The sequence below is a fragment of the Bradyrhizobium sp. LTSP857 genome (assembly GCF_000938285.1).
In the GTDB taxonomy this organism is placed as follows: Bacteria; Pseudomonadota; Alphaproteobacteria; order Rhizobiales; family Xanthobacteraceae; genus Bradyrhizobium.
In genome coordinates, this window is sequence record NZ_JYMS01000047.1 from 1 (window position 1) to 16,605 (window position 16,605).

Below are 16,605 nucleotides of genomic sequence, written 5' to 3' on the forward strand. Positions count from 1 at the left end.
TGTCCAGACCGGATAGATAGGTAACACAGTAGACCGGATGGATAGGTGACAGTTCTCTGTCGGCTGGGAGGATCAGCCGATGCCTTGGCGAGAGAGCTGCGCAATGGACCAGCGGGTTAACTTCATCGCGGATCAGCGAAGCGGATTGTGGACGATGACGGAGCTGTGCGACCGCTACGAGATTAGTCGCAAGACCGGTTACAAATGGTTGGACCGCTACCGGTTGGAAGGGGCTGGAGGGCTTGCGGATCGCTCGCACGCCGTGCGGGTGCATGGGCGAGCGACGCCGCAGCACATCGTGGATGCGATTGTGGGACTCCGGCTTGAGCGGCCGAGCTGGGGACCGCGCAAGATCGTAAGCAAGCTTGAGGCTCACCAAGGGGATATCGATTGGCCGTCGGCCTCGACGGCAGGCCAGATTCTCAAACGAGCGGGACTGGTTAGTAGCCGTCGGGCTCGGCGACGTGCGCCACCGCGTGTGGGTCAACTGACGGTGCCTCAGCATGCCAACCATGTATGGGCCCTCGATCACAAGGGCTGGATTCGTCTGGGCGACGGCTCTCGCGTTGAACCCTTCACGGTGACCGATGGCTTCAGCCGTTATTTGATTAGTTTGGCAGCGACGGGCAGCACGCAATATGCCGAGTGCCAACCGCCGCTGGAGCGGGCGTTTCGCGAGTACGGCTTGCCGCAGATCATCCGCTCCGACAACGGCTCGCCGTTCGCCTCGACTGGGACCACGGGTCTGACGGCGCTGTCGGTATGGTGGATCAAGCTTGGCATCCGCCATGAACGGATTGATCCTGGCTATCCGCAGCAGAACGGCCGACACGAGCGTTTTCACCTCACGCTTCTGGAAGCCATGCGGCCACCGCCGCCAACCCAGGCCGCGCAGGCCCGTCGCTTCGCGGCATTTGTGCGCGATTACAACGAAGAACGGCCGCACGAGTCGCTTGGCCAGCACCCACCTGCGAGCGTCTATCAGCCTTCGGCTCGTGCGATGCCAAGGCGGCTTCCCGAGCCGGATTATCCAGCCGAAGCCGCGGTGCGCCAGGTCCGCTCCAACGGCGAGATCAAATGGCGTGGTGACCTCATCCACATCTGCAGCGCTCTCGACGGTGAAGCGGTTGCCGTCGAGGAAACCGAGGACGGATCCTGGCAAGTGCGCTTCTTCGACGTGCCGATCGGCATCATCGACCAGAAAACACGCAAGCTGCGGCGCTGCGCTAGCGCAGCGCCGCAGCCGACCAAATCATGAACCAGTGTCACCCATCCATCCGGTCTGTTCTGTTACCCATCCATCCGCTGGACACGCGCCACCTTCTCCCACAAGGGGAGAAGGAAGAGGAGCGTCAATTCGCGGCCGACCGCGCCGTGGCCGGCATGTAGATCTGCGCGTAGCCTTCCTTGATCGCGGACGTAATGCGATCCAGCCGGCGGTCGATATGCTTTTCCAGCACGGAGACGCAAACCGCCTCGTCTCTTACCTTCAACCCTTCGACCACGGCGCGGTGCTCGGCTTGGGTGTTGGAGCGGTTGATGCGGTCCATATCGATCCAGCGCACGAAGCGGATACGGGCGTTGACGTTGCGCAAGACGCGCAGCATCTCGGCATTGTTCGACATTGCCATCAACCGCTCGTGAAAGGTCTCATCTAACTCGACGAGCTCAACCGACGTGCGCTCACCGGGATCGGGGCCGGTGGCCTCGAGGAATTTCAGCAGCGCGTCGATGTCCTCGTCCTTGGCGCGCTTGATGGCGAGGCGGATCGAGGCGACCTCGATCGACTTGCGCAGCTCGTAGAGATCGAAGATCTCGTGGGCGTCGAGCTCGCGGCAGAAGAAACCCTTGCCCGGCGTGAAGCGCAGAAAGCCTTCGGTGTTGAGACGATTGAGCGCCTCGCGCAGCGGCGTGCGGCTGACGCCGAGGCGCTTCGCCAGCTCACCCTCGTTGAGCCGTTCGCCCGGCTTGAACTCATAGCTCACGGCCATCGCCTTGAGCTGTTCATAGACGCGATCGACGATACTATCGGAAGCCAGTTCCACGTTGCTCATCATCAGCTGCATTCATGCCCGAACACTGACCAATATACCGGGGCCGTGTGGACGATAGCAATGCAAACTGCGCTCTCGTACCGCTTGTTCAGAGCTTTGCGACGACCGGAATCAGGCAAAGGCGCGCGGACGCAGTCCAGCATGAAACCAGGTGATCATGGAATAGATGTCATAGACGGGAAGCCCAACCTCGGCCTGCAACGCGGCCGCGTAAGGCGGCATGTTGGTGCATTCGAGCACGATGGCACCGACATCCGGATTTTTGGCGACGAGCTGCTTGCCGGCCTCGACGACATCGCGCTCGGCCTGCGCGATGTCCATGTCTTCCTTCTCGGCCTTGATCAGGACGCGGAAGAACTCCTTGCCGTTCTCGGTGCCGACCAGCGGCGTGTCGAGCGGCACGCCGGCGCCTTCGAGATGCGCGGGGGTCAAGGTCGAGCCCGACACCGTGACGAGGCCGACGCGCTTGCCCGGTGGCAAGGTTGCCTGCACCCACGGCACCTGCATCAGCGACGAGGTCGCAACGGGAACGCCGACGGCGGCCGCGATCTCCTTCTGAAACAGCGAGAGGAAGCCGCAATTGGTGGTGATGGCCTCGGCCCCGAGCCGCACCAGATCCTTCGCCGCATCGATGAAATCAGGCAGCAGGCCGGCTGCGCCGTTCAGCACCACCTTCTCCGGCGAAGCGCCGCTCACCACGCGATAGAGCACCGGGAACGGCCAGGTCGTGCCGTTGCCCATGTCGCCGGGGATGCGGGGAAAGCGCGCTTCCAGCATCAGGATGCCGAGCGGCGCGCCGTAGATGGCCTTGCCGCCACGGGCAATACGAGAAGGCGAATTGGCTGGAGTCGTCATGATGCGATCTCAGAGGAAGCGAGTGGGTGCGAATGGCGCAAGGGGAATCTCCGGCTCCTTGCCGCTCAGGAGCTGCGCGACAAGACGCCCGGTGCGGGCCGAACCGACCAGGCCGATATGGCCGTGGCCGAAGGCATAGACGATATCGTGCGAGGCGCGTGCGTAGCCGATGCAGGGACGGCCATCCGGCATGCTCGGCCGATGACCGAACCAGGTCTTGATGCGCGAGGCCGGAATGTCCTTCGGCAGCTTCGGGAACATGCTGAAGAGATGATCGCGCAGGATCTCGGCGCGCTTCCAGTTCGGCTCGGCCTCGAGGCCGGCGATCTCGACGGTGCCGGCGGCGCGCAGGCCCTTGTCGGTCCAGTTCACCACCATCTTGGCGTCGGACGCCATGATCGAGCTGCGCGGACCGGACTCCGGATGCTCGATCATGACGTGATAGCCGCGCTCGGTTTCGAGCGGCAGGGAATCGCGGACCGATGCCGTGAGCTGCTTCGAGCGGGCGCCGGCGGCGACAACCGCAGCGTCACAAGGAATCTCGCCGGTGTCGGTGACGACGGCGACAAGCTTGTTGCCGTTGAGCTTGAGGCCGGTCGCCTTGGCGCGCACGAGCTGCGCGCCGCTCGCCAGCGCATGATTGGCAAGCGCCGCGACATAAGCGCCGGGATCGCGGCAGCGGCCGGCTTCTTCCACCACCACGCCAAACGTATAGCGCGGATGCAGCTCAGGCTCGCGCTGGCGGATTTCGTCGGCATTGAGCTCCAACCATTCGACACCGACCTTCTTGCGCAGGCGCCAGCCGAGATCGTTGTCAAAATTGCCGCGCGACGGGAACACGTGCATCACGCCGTTGCGCTCGACCAATTCAGGGACGCCGGCCTCTTCCGCGAGCTTCCTGTGCAGGAGCGGCGCGTCCTTCAGGAGATCGCGCAGCGCGAACGCAGTCTTCTCGACGCGCGCCTCGGTCCAACCCGAGAGCAGGTACTTGATCAGCCAGGGCAAGGCCTTCGGTAAGTAAGACCAGCGGATCGCGAGCGGCCCGAGCGGATCCATCAGATAACCCGGCACCTTCTTCCAGACGCCAGGCTCGGCCGGAGGGATCACCGAATGCGACGACAGCCAGCCGGCATTGCCATAGCTCGCCGCTTGTTCGCCACCGGGCTCACCGGGATCGATCAGCGTGACGCGATGACCTTCGCGCAGCGCCTCGATGGCGCTGATCACGCCGACCGCGCCGGCTCCGATGATGGCGACGTGGCGGCCTTCCGGCATGGCTTACGCCTTCACCGCTGGGGCAAAGTCCTTGCCGACCGAGATCGCGCGCGGATCGATGATGCAATGGAGGATCGAGGGCTTGCCCGAGGCGAGAGCGCGCTCGAACGCCGGCGCGAATTCCTCGGTGCGCTCGACGCGCTCGCCATGGCCGCCGAACGCCTTTGCGTACATCGCAAAATCCGGGTTCTTGAGCTGGGTGCCGACGACGCGACCGGGATAGTCGCGCTCCTGGTGCATGCGGATGGTGCCGTATTGCGAATTGTCGACGACGATGACGACGAGCGGCGCGTCATACTGCACGGCGGTCGCAAACTCCTGGCCGTTCATCAGGAAGCAGCCGTCGCCGGCAAACGCAATGACGGTGCGATCCGGATATTGCCGTTTCGCGAGCACCGCCGCCGGAACGCCGTAGCCCATCGAGCCCGAGGTCGGCGCCAGCTGCGACGCAAAGCTGTGGAAGCGGTGATGGCGATGGATCCAGCCGGCATAATTGCCGGCGCCGTTGCAGACGATCGCGTCCTTCGGCAGGCGATCGCGCAGCCAGGTCATGACCTGGCCATACTGGAACGTGCCCGGCAGCTCGCGTGCCTTCTCGGTCCAGGCGAGATAATCCGCATGCGCCTTGGCGGCCTCGCCCTTCCAGGCGACTGCACCGGCCGGCTTCAGCGTCTCGACGGCGGCGGCGAACGCGGCAGGCGTCGCCTGGATCGCCAGCTCCGGCTGATAGATGCGACCGAGCTCTTCCGAGCCCGGATGCACGTGGATCAGCTTCTGCTGCGGCGTCGGAATATCGAACAGCGTGTAGGACGACGACGGCATCTCCGACATGCGGCCGCCGATCAGAAGAATGACATCGGCGTTATCGATGCGCGCCTTCAGGCCCGGGCTCGGCCCGATGCCGAGATCGCCGGCATAATGCGAATGATCGGCGTCGATCAACGAGGCCCGGCGGAACGAGGTCGCAACCGGCAGGTCGAAACGCTCGGCAAAGCGCGCGATGCTCTTGGTTGCCTCGTCGGTCCAGCGTGAGCCGCCGAGGATGACGATCGGCGCCTTGGCGCTTGCGAGCATGGCGCTGACACGCTCGATATCTGCTGGCGCGGGCCAGCTCACCGCCGGCTCGATACGCATGGCATCGGCGACCGCCGCGGTTTCGGTCAGCATGTTCTCCGGCAGCGAGATCACGACAGGGCCCGGGCGGCCCTGCATGGCGACGCGGAAGGCGCGTGCGACCAGCTCCGGAATGCGGTCGGGACGATCGATCTCGACCGCCCATTTCGCCATGGTGCCGAACACCGCCTTGTAGTCGAGCTCCTGGAACGCCTCGCGCTCGCGCATGCCGGTATCGACCTGGCCGACGAACAGGATCATCGGCGTGGAATCCTGCATCGCGATGTGGACACCATGGCTGGCATTGGTCGCGCCGGGGCCGCGGGTGACGAAGCAGATGCCGGGCCGTCCCGTGAGCTTGCCATAGGCCTCCGCCATCATCGCCGCGCCACCTTCGGCGCGGCAGATCATGACGTCGATCGGGCTGTCATGCAGCGCATCGAGCGCGGCGAGATAGCTCTCGCCCGGCACGCAGGTGACGCGCTCGACGCCTTGGGCGACGAGCTGATCGATCAGGATCTGGCCCCCGGTGCGGGTGTTGCGAATGGTCATGACAGCTCCCTACAGGCTTTGGCGATGCGTTTTGTTCCGAGGTGGCGTAGGATAGACGGACATGCAGCGCAAGACCAATGCAGCCAGCGCGGGGGCATCGACACGCATGTCAACTGCGCGCGGCGATCGCGATCACTTCGATGCGGTAGGCGGGATCGGCAAGCTCGACCTTGCCGCAGGCGCGCGTCGGCGCATTGCCCGGCACGACCCAGCCATCATAGACCGCGTTCATGGCGTCGAAATCGTCCATGTTCCTAAGCCAGACCTGCACGCTGAGCAGGCGCGACTTGTCGGTGCCGGCACGCGCCAGCATGTCGTCGACTTTCGCCAGCGCCTCGCGGGTCTGCTGGGCAATGTCGGCGGTCTTGGTGTCCGCGACTTGCCCGGCGAGAAAAACGAGATCGCCGAACACGGAAGCGCGGCTGCGGCGGGCGTTCTGGTCGATGCGGGTGATGTCAGACATGGGATGTCCTTCTTTACTTGCCGGTCGCGATGATGCGGCGGCAGTGATCGAGCGCCGCGCCGATCAAATTGTCGCTCGCCTCCGGCGTGCGGAACGCCGAATGCGCCGACAGCGTCACATTCGGCAGCTTTGTCAGGGGATGGCCTGATGGCAGCGGCTCGACGGTGAAGACGTCGAGGCCGGCATGCGCGATGTGGCCCGAGCGCAGCGCATCGAGCATCGCGTCCTCGTCGACGACGGCACCGCGCGCAGTGTTGATCAGGATGCTGCCGGGCCGCATCTGCGCGATGCGCTCGCGGGAGAGGAAGCCCTTGGTCTCGTCGTTGAGCAACAAATGCAGCGAGATGACGTGGCTGTCCGCGAGCAACTTTTCCAGCGAAACGAATTCGACGCCCGGATGCGTCTTCGGCGTCCTGTTCCAGGCGATCACCTTCATGCCGCAGCCCGCCGCCATGCGCGCGGCTTCCGCGGCGATGCCGCCGAACCCGATCAGGCCGAGCGTCTTGCCGGTGAGCTGCAAAGCGTCGCGGCGCAGCCAGTTGCCCTCGCGCATGCCGCGATCCATCTCGCCAAAACTCTTGGCCGAGGCCCACATCAGCGCGATCGCACATTCGGCGACCGCGGTGTCGCCATAGCCCTTGATGGTGTGCACGGCGATGCCGCGCTCAGCGAGCTCGTCCGGATTCATGTAGCTGCGCGCGCCGGTGCCGAGGAAGACGACGTGCTTCAGCTTCGCGCATTTGGCCGCAATCGCCGTCGGCACCGCGGTGTGGTCGACGATCATGATCTCGACGCCGTCGAGCAGGCCCGGCAAATCGTCGGGCTTGATGGAGGGATTGCGGTTGATGCCGACCGGCAGATCCTGGGAGCGCAGCAGCTTGTCGGTCACCGCTGCCAGGGTGTCGTTTGCATCGACGAACAGAGCGCGCACAGGCTCCTCCTTCAGATCATGAAGCAATTGCGTTCAGTCTTGTATTCAGAGTTGCATGCGATTGACAAGCCCTGTCCTCGGGGAGTTTTACGCAATCCTGCCAAGATATTGAGCTCTTCTCTGCCTTGTCGCACAAATGACCAGCAATATGAAATACCGTATTGCATTTTATCCTGAATACAGAAATAGTCCAGAGGACGGAGACGATCCGAGCCAAATTCGAGGAGGCAGCAAGCCATGAATCGCAGGGACGCACTCACCACTGTTGCGCTGGCGGGCGCAGCGATTGCCGCGAGCAGCTCGGCCAAGGCCGACACCGCGCCGACCTCCACGCTCGATCGTATCAAGAAGAGCGGCGTGCTGCGGATCGCCGTCATCGTCGGCCAGGAGCCCTACTTCCACAAGGACCTCGCGACCAACGAGTGGTCGGGCGCCTGCATCGACATGGCCAACAACATCGCCAGCAAGCTTGGCGCCAAGGTCGAGACGCTGGAATCGACCTGGGGCAACCAGATCCTCGACCTCCAGGCCGACAAGGTCGATCTCACCTTCGCCGTGAACCCGACGCCGGAGCGCGCGCTCGTCATCGACTTCTCCACCCCGATCCTGGTGCATTCTTTCACCGTCATCACCAAGAAGGGCTTTGCCAAGCCGCAGACCTGGGCCGACCTCAACAAGCCCGAGGTCAAGATCTCCGTCGACATCGGCTCGACCCACGAGACCATCGCGCGCCGCTACTGCCCGAAGGCGACGATCCTCGGCTTCAAGGCGCGTGATGAGGCCATTCTCGCGGTATCTACTGGACGCGCCGACTGCAACGTCTCGCTCGCGGTGCTTTCGGTCGCGACCTTGAAGAAGAATCCGACGCTCGGCGAGCTCGCCGTGCCGCGGCCGCTGCTGACGCTGCCGACCAACATGGGCATCCGCGCCGACAGCGACCGCCGCTACAAGGATTTCCTCAGCGCCTGGGCCGACTACAACCGCGCGATGGGCCAGACCCGCGAATGGATGCTGAAGGGCTTTGAGGCAGTCGGCCTTGCCGCCGAAGATATTCCGGGCGAAGTGCAGTTCTGATCGTCCCCGATGTATGTCTGGGAGTTCGCGGCGCTCAAGCCGTATTGGGGCCTGATCGGACAAGGGCTCCTGGTCACCTTGTTCTACACGGTGACCACGGTGGTCGCGGGCCTCCTGATCGGACTGGTCGTCGGCATTTTGCGCACGACGGCGCCGCGCTGGGTCTCGGTGCCGCTGCGGCTCTATATCGAGGTGTTCCGCTGCACGCCGCTTTTGGTGCAGCTGGTCTGGATGTACTACGCCCTGCCCGTCCTGATCGGCGTCGACATGTCGCCGGCAATGGCCTGCTTCGTCGCGCTGTCGCTCTACGCCGGCTCGTTCTACGCCGAGATTTTCCGCGGCGGCATCGAAGCCGTTGATACCGGCCAATGGGAAGCCGGGCGCGCCATCGGCATGCGCCGCGGAAAAATCTTCCGCCGCATCGTGCTGCCGCAGGCCACCCAGGTGATGATCCCCTCCTTCATCAACCAGACCATCATGCAGCTGAAAAACACCTCGCTGGTGTCGGTGGTCGCGGTCGGCGACCTGCTCTACCAGGGCACGGTGATCACAGCGACAAGCTACAAGCCGCTCGAGGTCTACACCATCGTTGCCGTGCTCTATTTCGTCGTACTGTTCCCGCTGACCCTGGTCGCCGACCAGATCGAAACGCGGATGGGCGCGCATCGATGAGCGCGAACGGCGCGACGCTGGTCGCCAACAACATCCACAAGGCGTTCGGCGACCATGAGGTGCTCAAGGGCGTCTCGCTCTCGGTCCAACGCGGCGAGGTGGTCACCCTGATCGGCGCCTCCGGCTCCGGCAAGTCGACCTTCCTGCGCTGCCTGAATCTGCTGGAAATGCCGCAGCAGGGCGAGCTTGCGATCGGCGCACATCGGTTCGCGTTCGGCAAGGCCCTCGCGCGCCGAAGGACGCGCAACTGGCGCAGCTGCGCGAAAATGTCGGCATGGTGTTCCAGCACTTCAACCTGTTCCCGCACATGTCGGTGCTCGCCAACGTCACCGAGGGCCCGAGGCAGGTGAAGGGCATGGCGCGCACCGAAGCCGATGCGCTCGGCCGCGATCTCCTGGCAAAAGTCGGCCTCGCCGACAAGGCCGACGCCTTCCCGAGCCGCCTCTCAGGCGGCCAGAAGCAACGCGTCGCGATCGCGCGTGCGCTCGCGATGAAGCCCGAGGTGATGCTGTTCGACGAGCCGACCTCGGCGCTCGATCCCGAGCTCGTCGGCGAAGTCCTCTCCGTCATCCGCAACCTTGCCGCCGAAGGCATGACCATGGTGCTGGTCACCCACGAAATGACCTTCGCCGCCGACGTCTCCACCCGCGTCGGCTTCATGAACGGCGGCATCATGGCCGAGATCGGCACGCCCGAGGAAACCATTCGCCAGCCGCGCAGCGAACGGCTGAGAGCGTTCCTGAGCCGGTTTCACGAGACGCACTAAGAAGCGCGGTCGATTTGCGCACTCAGAATAAGGCAGCGTCGAAGGCCTGTCCGTAGATCATTGCGGCCGCAAGTGAGACCAGCAGGCCCGCTCCAGAGAAGATCACGAGGACCTTCAGAGTTTCGACGTCGACATTGGTTCTCGTCGCGCGGGATATTGCCTTTGCCAGTGCAGCCATCATCGCCAGCTCCGAGCTAGGCCCCGCGGTCGCGTGGCCTGACTTCATCTAGCGTTGTTTGGCGCATTTGCGTGTGAAGCAGATTACAGGTGAGACTGCCGTGGCGGTCTTATCGGTCTTCGCTGAATACAGCATCAGGAAACGATCAGCCTGGTTGCCATAGAGTTTTCGCGCGGGAGCAACATATGCCTCGAGATGCTCATTCTGAAGCGCCTGGGCGGACATAAGCGCACGTCCACATCAGACTGCACGTTGGTGGGCTGCGGCGGCCGGGAGCAAGGGCCACGCCATCATTGCAAGTTCTACAACGCGGCGAAGCTCGCCAACAGTCGCGCCAGCTTGCGGCAAATTCAGTATGGCCTGCAACACACCGAGATAGTGCCAGGCCAATCCGTCGATGTCGGTTGCCGCCACCAATTCTCCACTTGCGACCGCCTCGCGCAAAATCTCGCCAAGGATCGCACGCTGCTTCCTAAGTCCCTGCCGCGTGACCGACTGGCTTGCCGGCGGCAGATCGACCATCTCGGCGCCAGATCGGGCCAGCAAGCATCCAGCCGGTCGCGCGGTCTTGCCCTCTCTGGGCAGGAATTCGAGCAACAGAGCTTCGAGCTGTTGGCGCCTCGTGTCACCTCGAACGGCGCCCATCCGCCGCACCACACGGTCCACGTAAGTCGAAAGGACTTCCTGGAACAGCCCATCCTTGTCCTGAAATCGCTTGTACACACTGGACCGCGACAAACCCATCGCTGTCGTCAGCTGATCAATTGATGAAGCCGAATAGCCGTGCCGCCAAAACACATCCATCGCGGAATTGATCACGGCATCGTCATCGAATTGGGGTTTTCCACTCATCGTATTCCCGCTTGACATCTTGGAACGATCGTTCCAAATATCTTGAACTGATCGTTCCAAGATACGAAAGGTTGTGTCAATGTACAATCCCTCCCAGCCCAAGGCCGGCCATCCGCGCATTGCGGTCGCAGGAGCCACCGGACGCGTGGGCTCCTCCCTGATTTCGAAACTGGTCACCGAACCGGTTGAGCTTGTGGCGTTGACGCGCGGGCCGGACGCTGAACGCCTGCCGTCCGGGATCTCCGTTGCGACCGTGGACTTCGATGCGCGGTCAACCCTGGACCACGCGCTGCGCGGCGCCGACCGTCTGTTCCTCGCCCACGGCACGTCTCCCCGGCAGGTCGCCAACGAAATCGCGCTGATCGACGCAGCCGTGGCCGCCGGCGTGAGCCACATCGTGAAATTGTCCGTGTTGGGACCACCATCTCGGCTACATCCGTTCGACTGGCATATGCAAATCGAGGCGCATCTTGCGACCTGCGACGTGGGCTTTACGGTTTTGCGACCTTCGAGTTTCGTCGACATCCTGGCGCGGGCCGTCGCTCCGATCGTCAATGACACATGGGGCGGGGCAGCGGGCGACGGATTGGTCAATTTGATCGACACACGCGATGTCGCGGATTCCGCTTTCGCTGTCCTTCTTGGCGATGCGCACGTCACTTCCCAGCGCGCCTATCACCTGACCGGGCCGGCCGCGGTGAGCATGCCTGAGATAGCAGATGCACTGTCCGGATTGCTTGGTCGCGCCGTCACATATCAGCATCGAAGCCCGGCGGAGCAGCGAGAGAAGCTGCTTGCTTCAGGGCTGAACGAATTTGTCGCCGACCTGCTGCTCGGCCTGGATCGTGCTTTCTATCAATCGGTGCTCGCTGAAACCACGACAACTGTTCGCGAGCTGACGGGCCACGCTCCGCGCCCGGCAACCGATTGGCTGAGCGACAACATCTCGCTGTTTCGAAAATAGCCCTAGCTCATGCAGCGTATCATGAGGCCAACCTCGTGGTGCTGCTTTGCTAGCCTTTTGCAGCCGCAACCGACGGCAGCCGGATCCACCCTTTCATGCGATGCAGTGATGGAATACCGGGAGGAAGCTATTGAGCACGACGTCGGGAGAGGCTGCACGGCGTTGGGTCAAACGGCGATAAGCCGGACTTGCTTGCGCAAGTCTGCTTTATCCTGAGACTCAACATCACGCGCACTAGTCCCGCGACACCCGCGGCGTCGACGGCGTGACATTCGCGGGCGTGTGGAAATCGAGCCGCGCCCGGTTCTCCTCGCGCACGCCGGCCTCGTCGCCGAACTCGACATATTTTTGCGCGTCCTGCTTCCATTGCGGCCACGGCGTCGCCGGGGTAGCGGGATCGCCGGTTCGCGCGAAGGCGATGAGCGTGTCCATCATACGTTCGGACAGCGCGCGGTCGAACTCGGTCCAGACCCGCGTCGTGCGGAACTTGTTGAAAGCGTCCTGCGTCCCGAACCAGTAGGGCACGTCGGAGGTGTGGTAGGCGCCGATCTTTTGCGGGCTGTCGAAGAATTCGACGCCTGGTGCGAACGGATGCACGCGCGAGAACATGTACATGTAGAACGGCGCCTTGCCGGTCTTCTCTTGCGCGACGGCCCAGTTGCGCGTGCCGATCTCGACCAGTCCCTCACGTGCGGCAAGCAGGCCCATGGCCTTCGCCTCGCCGTCAGTCTTGGCCGGATAGAGCGCGAGGAAGCGGTCGGCCTGATCACCATAAAGCTTTCGCGCAGCAGCGACATAGGCTTCGAGCGTCCCGGCGGTACGCAAATCATTCGAGCTTTCGTCGCTGGTAAAGCCCACGACGGTCGCAACATCGTTCTGCTTTCCGGCCGCAAAAATATTTGGAACCGTATCGGGCAGCATATAACCGTCGATATCGGGTGTAACGGAAATCGTGCCGGCGCAACCGAGCTGGCAGTCCTTCTGCACCGCCAGGATCTTGTCGACCTGGATCAGCCGCATCTCGGCGAGCGACGATGCGCCGAGCGCCGACTGCACCTCGAGGCCGATCTTTTCGGCGGCCGGCAGCGCCGGGAATTTGAAGCGGTTGTCGAACATGCTGAGGCTCATCGCGAAACCGCGATTGAACAGGCCCTTCGCGAGTGGGCTTGCCTCCAACGCCGACACCGACATGGCGCCGGCTGATTGCCCGGTGATGGTGACGTTATCAGGGTCGCCGCCAAATTGCGCGATGTTGCGCTTGACCCATTGCAGCGCTGCGACCTGGTCCATCAGACCGTAATTGCCGGAGGCATAGTTGGGCGATTCCGCGGTCAGCTCGGGATGGGCAAGATTGCCCAAGATGCCGACGCGATAGTTGAAGCTGACGAAGAGCGTGCCCTTCTTCGCAACGGCCTCGCCGTCATACATCGCCATGCCGCTCGAGCCGAGCGTGAAGCCGCCGCCATAGATCCAGACCACGACCGGCAGCTTTGCGCCCGAGGTCGCATCCGGGCTCGCCCAGATGTTCAGATAGAGACAGTTCTCGCTGGTCGCCTCCTCACCGAAATAATGATTGAGATTATGCCGGCGCAGCACCTGGATGCATTCCGGTGCCAGCCGGTCGGCATGATAGACTCCCTTCCATGCTTCGACCTGCTGCGGCGCGCGCCAGCGGAGATCACCGAGCGGCGGTGCGGCAAAGGGGATACCAAAATAGGCTTTCACACCTGACGACAAAACCTTGCCGGAGACGGCGCCGCTATCGATGCTGACGGGATCGCCGGGAACGGGCGTCGCGACGATCTGCGCGGTGACGGGCGAAGCCGCCAGCATCGCGAACACGCCAAGGACCGAGACGATCGAATCGCGCGCGACGTTCGTGTTCAGGATGCTCATCCGGCCTCCCTCATTTTCTTCTTGTCGTTGGGGCTTGCGCTCAGCTCAGCCCACAGGCGGAAGCGCGCGCCTTCCTTCAGCGGCACAATATGAAACGGCTTACCGAAGATTGCCAGCGGCTCCTTAGCCAGCTCGAACCGCGGCCAGGCTTCCGCAACGTCCGGTGTGCCTGATGTCACGAAGCGCAACAGGCTCGTCTGGAACCGCGCCGCTACGTCGATGTCAGCCGGCGTCATCGGGCCGCCCTTACGCTTCAGGATCGGGCGATCGATGAAATTTGGCAGATGCGCCCACAGGCAGGCATTGTCGGCGCCATGGGTCGGCCCTTGCGACAGGAACGGTTCCAGTGCCGGGCGATGGTCGAACCGGCTCAGCCACACTGCGCCGCCTGCTGCTGCGTGTTGCCGGGCGAGATCGGCCATCGGGCGGTGCCAGAATGCATCCGACAGCAGCGCCTCGTACGGATCCTCGTCGACGCGCGGCGTGGCGCGGTAATAAGCGAGCAGACGCTCCCAGCCGGCATCGCCGAATGCGGCACGCACGTTGCGCTCGGTGGTGCGGATCATCGCGGCCGGCGGGATGCTCTTCAAGAACATCGCCATCTCGTCGCGGCAGGAGCCGAGCCAGAGCGGAATGTCGCGCAAACTGCCGTCGGCAAAGACGTCGCGCGGCTCGCGCGGGATCATCGTGCCGTCGAGCACCGGGCCGTACACGGTCCCTGAGGCGGTCTCGTCCGCGAGCCTGCGGCCGACTTTCTCTACCGCCGAGAAGAGCTGCGGCAGCGGCACGGACGCGATCGCACCGGTGCCGCGCTCGAGCTGAAGTTCGGCGAGCACACGACGCGCGACGTCGTCGGCATGATCGGCGCTCATGATGTTCCGCCCGGGCGCACTGAGCGCAAGAGCGCGGATGAACTTGCCTTTCGCTTGCTTCAGAGTTGCGAGCGCAATCACCATCGACGCGCCGGCCGACTGGCCCGACAGCGTCACAGCATCCGGATCGCCGCCGAAATTGACGATGTTGGCGTACACCCAATCGAGCGCGGCGAGCGTATCCGACATCGCGAGGTTGTTGGCCTCGTCCGATCCGTGGCGATGCAGTTGCAGGAAGCCGAGCGGCCCGAGCCGGTAATTGATGGTGACGATCACGGCCGGGCCGTGCGCGGCGAGGAAAGCGCCGTCATAGTCGGCGCCGCCGCCGGTGACGAAGGCCCCGCCATGGACGAAGAACAGCACCGGCAGCGGGCGATCGGCCCCCGCCGGTGTCCAAATGTTCAGGTTGAGGCAGGACTCCTCATCGGTATGATCGAGATACCCGGGCTGCGGCGCATAAGCGCCGTAGTCCGTGCAGCGCCGCGGCTCCGTCCATACAGGCGGCGGCGTCGCCTTGGCGAAGCGCCGCGCGACTGCGAACGGAATGCCCTTGAAGGCGCGGATGGTCCCCTGCGCGGCGCCGACGACGGGGCCGCGCATGGTCGGAATTGCGTTGGTCAGCATGCGATGCCCTGTCTTTCGCTCAACCGCGCCGCTTGCCGAGATCGGCGATGTCGACGGTGTGGGTTTCACGCGCGGTTGCCGCGGCGGCGGCCGAGGCGACACAGCAGCCGGCGACGAAAATCGCAACCGGTATCCAGCCGTTCGGTCCCTCGCCGACCAGGCTCGCGCTCACCAGCGGCGTGAAGCCGGCGGCGAGGAAGCCGAGCTGGGTGCCGATCGCCGTGCCGGAATAGCGCACCCGTGCTTCGAACATTTCCGCGTAGAACGACGGCCAGATCGCGTTCGGTGCGGAGTAGACGATGTACAGGCCAGTCGCGGCGGCAAAGATCGCGGGTGTGCTGCCCGAGGTCACCAGCATGAAATAGGGAAACAGCAGCACCGCACAGCCGAGCACGCCGCCGATGAACACCGGCTTGCGGCCGATCTTGTCGGCGAGCAAGGCCCACAGCGGCTGTGCGACCAGCGCCACGACATTGCCGAGCACGCCGGCCCACAGCATGGTCGAACGCGCCACGCCGAATTTACTGGTGGCATAGCCGAGCGCGAACACGGCCACCAGGGTACTGACCGTCGCGATCAGCGCGCAGACGATCACGCGCAGCACGTCAGGCCAGTAGTCGCGCAATAACGTGACGACAGGAAAGCGCGCAACCTGCGCCTTATCCTTGATGTCTTCGAATACCGGCGTTTCCGGCATGGTCCGCCGCACCAGATAAGCGACCAGCAGCACCAGGGCGGAGAGCAGGAACGGAATCCGCCAGCCCCAGCTCAGCAATTGATCTTCCGGCATGCTGGAGACGGGAATGAACACCAGCGTCGCCAGGATCGCGCCGGCCTGCGTGCCGCTCAAGGTCCAGCTCGTGAAGAAGGCGCGGTTGGAATTCGCGGAATGCTCCAGCGTCAGCGAGTTCGCCCCACTCTGCTCGCCGGCGGCCGACAGGCCCTGCAACAGGCGCAGCAGCGTCAGGATGACAGGCGCGGCATTGCCGATCGTCTTGGCATCCGGCAACAGGCCGATCGCCAGCGTCGAGACGCCCATCACCACCAGCGTGAACAACAGCACCGTCTTGCGTCCGATGCGGTCGCCGAAATGGCCGAGGATGACGGCGCCGACGGGCCGCGCGATGTAGCCGATACCAAACGAGAGCAGTGCAAGAAGCGTCCCGGTCGACGGGTCGACATTGGCGAAGAACACTTTTGGAAAGATCAGCGCCGCCGCGGTGCCGTAGATGAAGAAGTCGTAGTATTCGAGCATGCTGCCGACGAAGCTGACGAGCGCGGCGCGCTTCGGCAGCATGCCAGGTGTGGTGTCCGCGGTGGACGGCACGTGCAGCGATGCGATTGAGGTCGAGCTCATGAAATTCCTCCCCGTGTGCAATGTCGGTCGCGGCTCGCGTCACGCCGTCCGGCCGCGCGCGAGCTTTTTGGTTTTGGTTGCCGCAACCTTTGTTTGGAGAATAATGT

General features: G+C 63.8%; 15 protein-coding genes and 1 pseudogene. 5 read left to right on the forward strand and 11 right to left on the reverse strand.

All coding sequences use genetic code 11. The features are described from left to right. Positions 1-103: 103 nt before the first annotated feature. Positions 104-1,258 (forward strand): integrase core domain-containing protein, encoded by a 1,155-nt coding sequence (locus UP06_RS31755; RefSeq protein WP_063778857.1) that lies wholly within the window; start codon positions 104-106, stop codon positions 1,256-1,258. A 94-nt stretch (positions 1,259-1,352) separates the two neighbouring features. On the opposite strand, the gene UP06_RS31760 is transcribed toward UP06_RS31755, so the two are convergent. The 6 genes from UP06_RS31760 to UP06_RS31785 all read right to left on the reverse strand — a co-directional run bounded on the left by UP06_RS31760 (position 1,353) and on the right by UP06_RS31785 (position 7,243). Further along, positions 1,353-2,057 carry a GntR family transcriptional regulator gene (locus tag UP06_RS31760; RefSeq protein ID WP_245305600.1) on the reverse strand — a complete coding sequence of 235 codons (705 nt, stop codon included), beginning with the start codon at positions 2,055-2,057 and terminating at the stop codon, positions 1,353-1,355. A gap of 108 nt (positions 2,058-2,165) precedes the next feature. Continuing rightward, entirely contained in the window at positions 2,166-2,909 is a 744-nt protein-coding gene (locus tag UP06_RS31765) for an aspartate/glutamate racemase family protein (protein WP_045007658.1), read from the reverse strand. Positions 2,910-2,918: 9 nt separating this feature from the next. Continuing rightward, the gene (locus UP06_RS31770) at positions 2,919-4,184 is read right to left on the reverse strand and encodes an NAD(P)/FAD-dependent oxidoreductase (RefSeq protein ID WP_045007659.1); all 1,266 of its coding nucleotides are present in this window, start codon (positions 4,182-4,184) and stop codon (positions 2,919-2,921) included. Positions 4,185-4,187: 3 nt separating this feature from the next. Further along, a complete protein-coding gene (locus tag UP06_RS31775) occupies positions 4,188-5,849 on the reverse strand; it encodes a thiamine pyrophosphate-binding protein (protein WP_045007660.1) in 1,662 nt (553 codons plus the stop codon). Positions 5,850-5,958: 109 nt separating this feature from the next. Continuing rightward, the gene (locus tag UP06_RS31780) at positions 5,959-6,312 is read right to left on the reverse strand and encodes a RidA family protein (protein ID WP_045007661.1); all 354 of its coding nucleotides are present in this window, start codon (positions 6,310-6,312) and stop codon (positions 5,959-5,961) included. 13 nt (positions 6,313-6,325) lie between these two features. Then, positions 6,326-7,243, reverse strand: a complete 918-nt coding sequence (locus UP06_RS31785) for an NAD(P)-dependent oxidoreductase (RefSeq protein WP_045007799.1) — start codon at positions 7,241-7,243, stop codon at positions 6,326-6,328. Between the two features lie 237 nt (positions 7,244-7,480). Here UP06_RS31785 and UP06_RS31790 point away from each other — a divergent pair, with 237 nt between their 5' ends. The 3 genes and pseudogenes from UP06_RS31790 (at position 7,481) to UP06_RS31800 (ending at position 9,755) form a co-directional block, all read left to right on the forward strand. Then, complete coding sequence (locus UP06_RS31790) at positions 7,481-8,317, forward strand: transporter substrate-binding domain-containing protein (protein WP_045007662.1); 837 nt, start codon at positions 7,481-7,483, stop codon at positions 8,315-8,317. Positions 8,318-8,326: 9 nt separating this feature from the next. Continuing rightward, a complete protein-coding gene (locus tag UP06_RS31795; RefSeq protein WP_045007663.1) occupies positions 8,327-8,989 on the forward strand; it encodes an amino acid ABC transporter permease in 663 nt (220 codons plus the stop codon). Next, positions 8,986-9,755 (forward strand): annotated as a pseudogene (locus UP06_RS31800) (amino acid ABC transporter ATP-binding protein). Before UP06_RS31795 ends, UP06_RS31800 begins: the two are co-directional and overlap by 4 nt. 22 nt (positions 9,756-9,777) lie before the next feature. Here UP06_RS31800 and UP06_RS41735 read toward each other — a convergent pair. Beyond that, a complete protein-coding gene (locus tag UP06_RS41735; protein ID WP_197087436.1) occupies positions 9,778-9,936 on the reverse strand; it encodes a hypothetical protein in 159 nt (52 codons plus the stop codon). Positions 9,937-10,173: 237 nt separating this feature from the next. Further along, complete coding sequence (locus tag UP06_RS31810; RefSeq protein ID WP_245305601.1) at positions 10,174-10,872, reverse strand: TetR/AcrR family transcriptional regulator; 699 nt, start codon at positions 10,870-10,872, stop codon at positions 10,174-10,176. Here UP06_RS31810 and UP06_RS31815 point away from each other — a divergent pair. Further along, positions 10,865-11,749 carry an SDR family oxidoreductase gene (locus tag UP06_RS31815; RefSeq protein WP_045007666.1) on the forward strand — a complete coding sequence of 295 codons (885 nt, stop codon included), beginning with the start codon at positions 10,865-10,867 and terminating at the stop codon, positions 11,747-11,749. The two genes, UP06_RS31810 and UP06_RS31815, sit on opposite strands and share 8 nt — an antisense overlap. Positions 11,750-11,983: 234 nt before the next feature. On the opposite strand, the gene UP06_RS31820 is transcribed toward UP06_RS31815, so the two are convergent. The 3 genes from UP06_RS31820 to UP06_RS31830 are packed head-to-tail and all read right to left on the reverse strand — an operon-like array spanning position 11,984 to position 16,498. After that, entirely contained in the window at positions 11,984-13,645 is a 1,662-nt protein-coding gene (locus UP06_RS31820) for a carboxylesterase/lipase family protein (protein ID WP_045007667.1), read from the reverse strand. Continuing rightward, a complete protein-coding gene (locus tag UP06_RS31825) occupies positions 13,642-15,141 on the reverse strand; it encodes a carboxylesterase/lipase family protein (RefSeq protein ID WP_045007668.1) in 1,500 nt (499 codons plus the stop codon). The genes UP06_RS31820 and UP06_RS31825 overlap by 4 nt, the downstream gene beginning before the upstream one ends. A 19-nt stretch (positions 15,142-15,160) precedes the next feature. After that, on the reverse strand, positions 15,161-16,498 hold the full coding sequence (locus UP06_RS31830; protein WP_045007669.1) for an MFS transporter: 1,338 nt from the start codon (positions 16,496-16,498) through the stop codon (positions 15,161-15,163). Between the last annotated feature and the right edge of the window lie 107 nt (positions 16,499-16,605).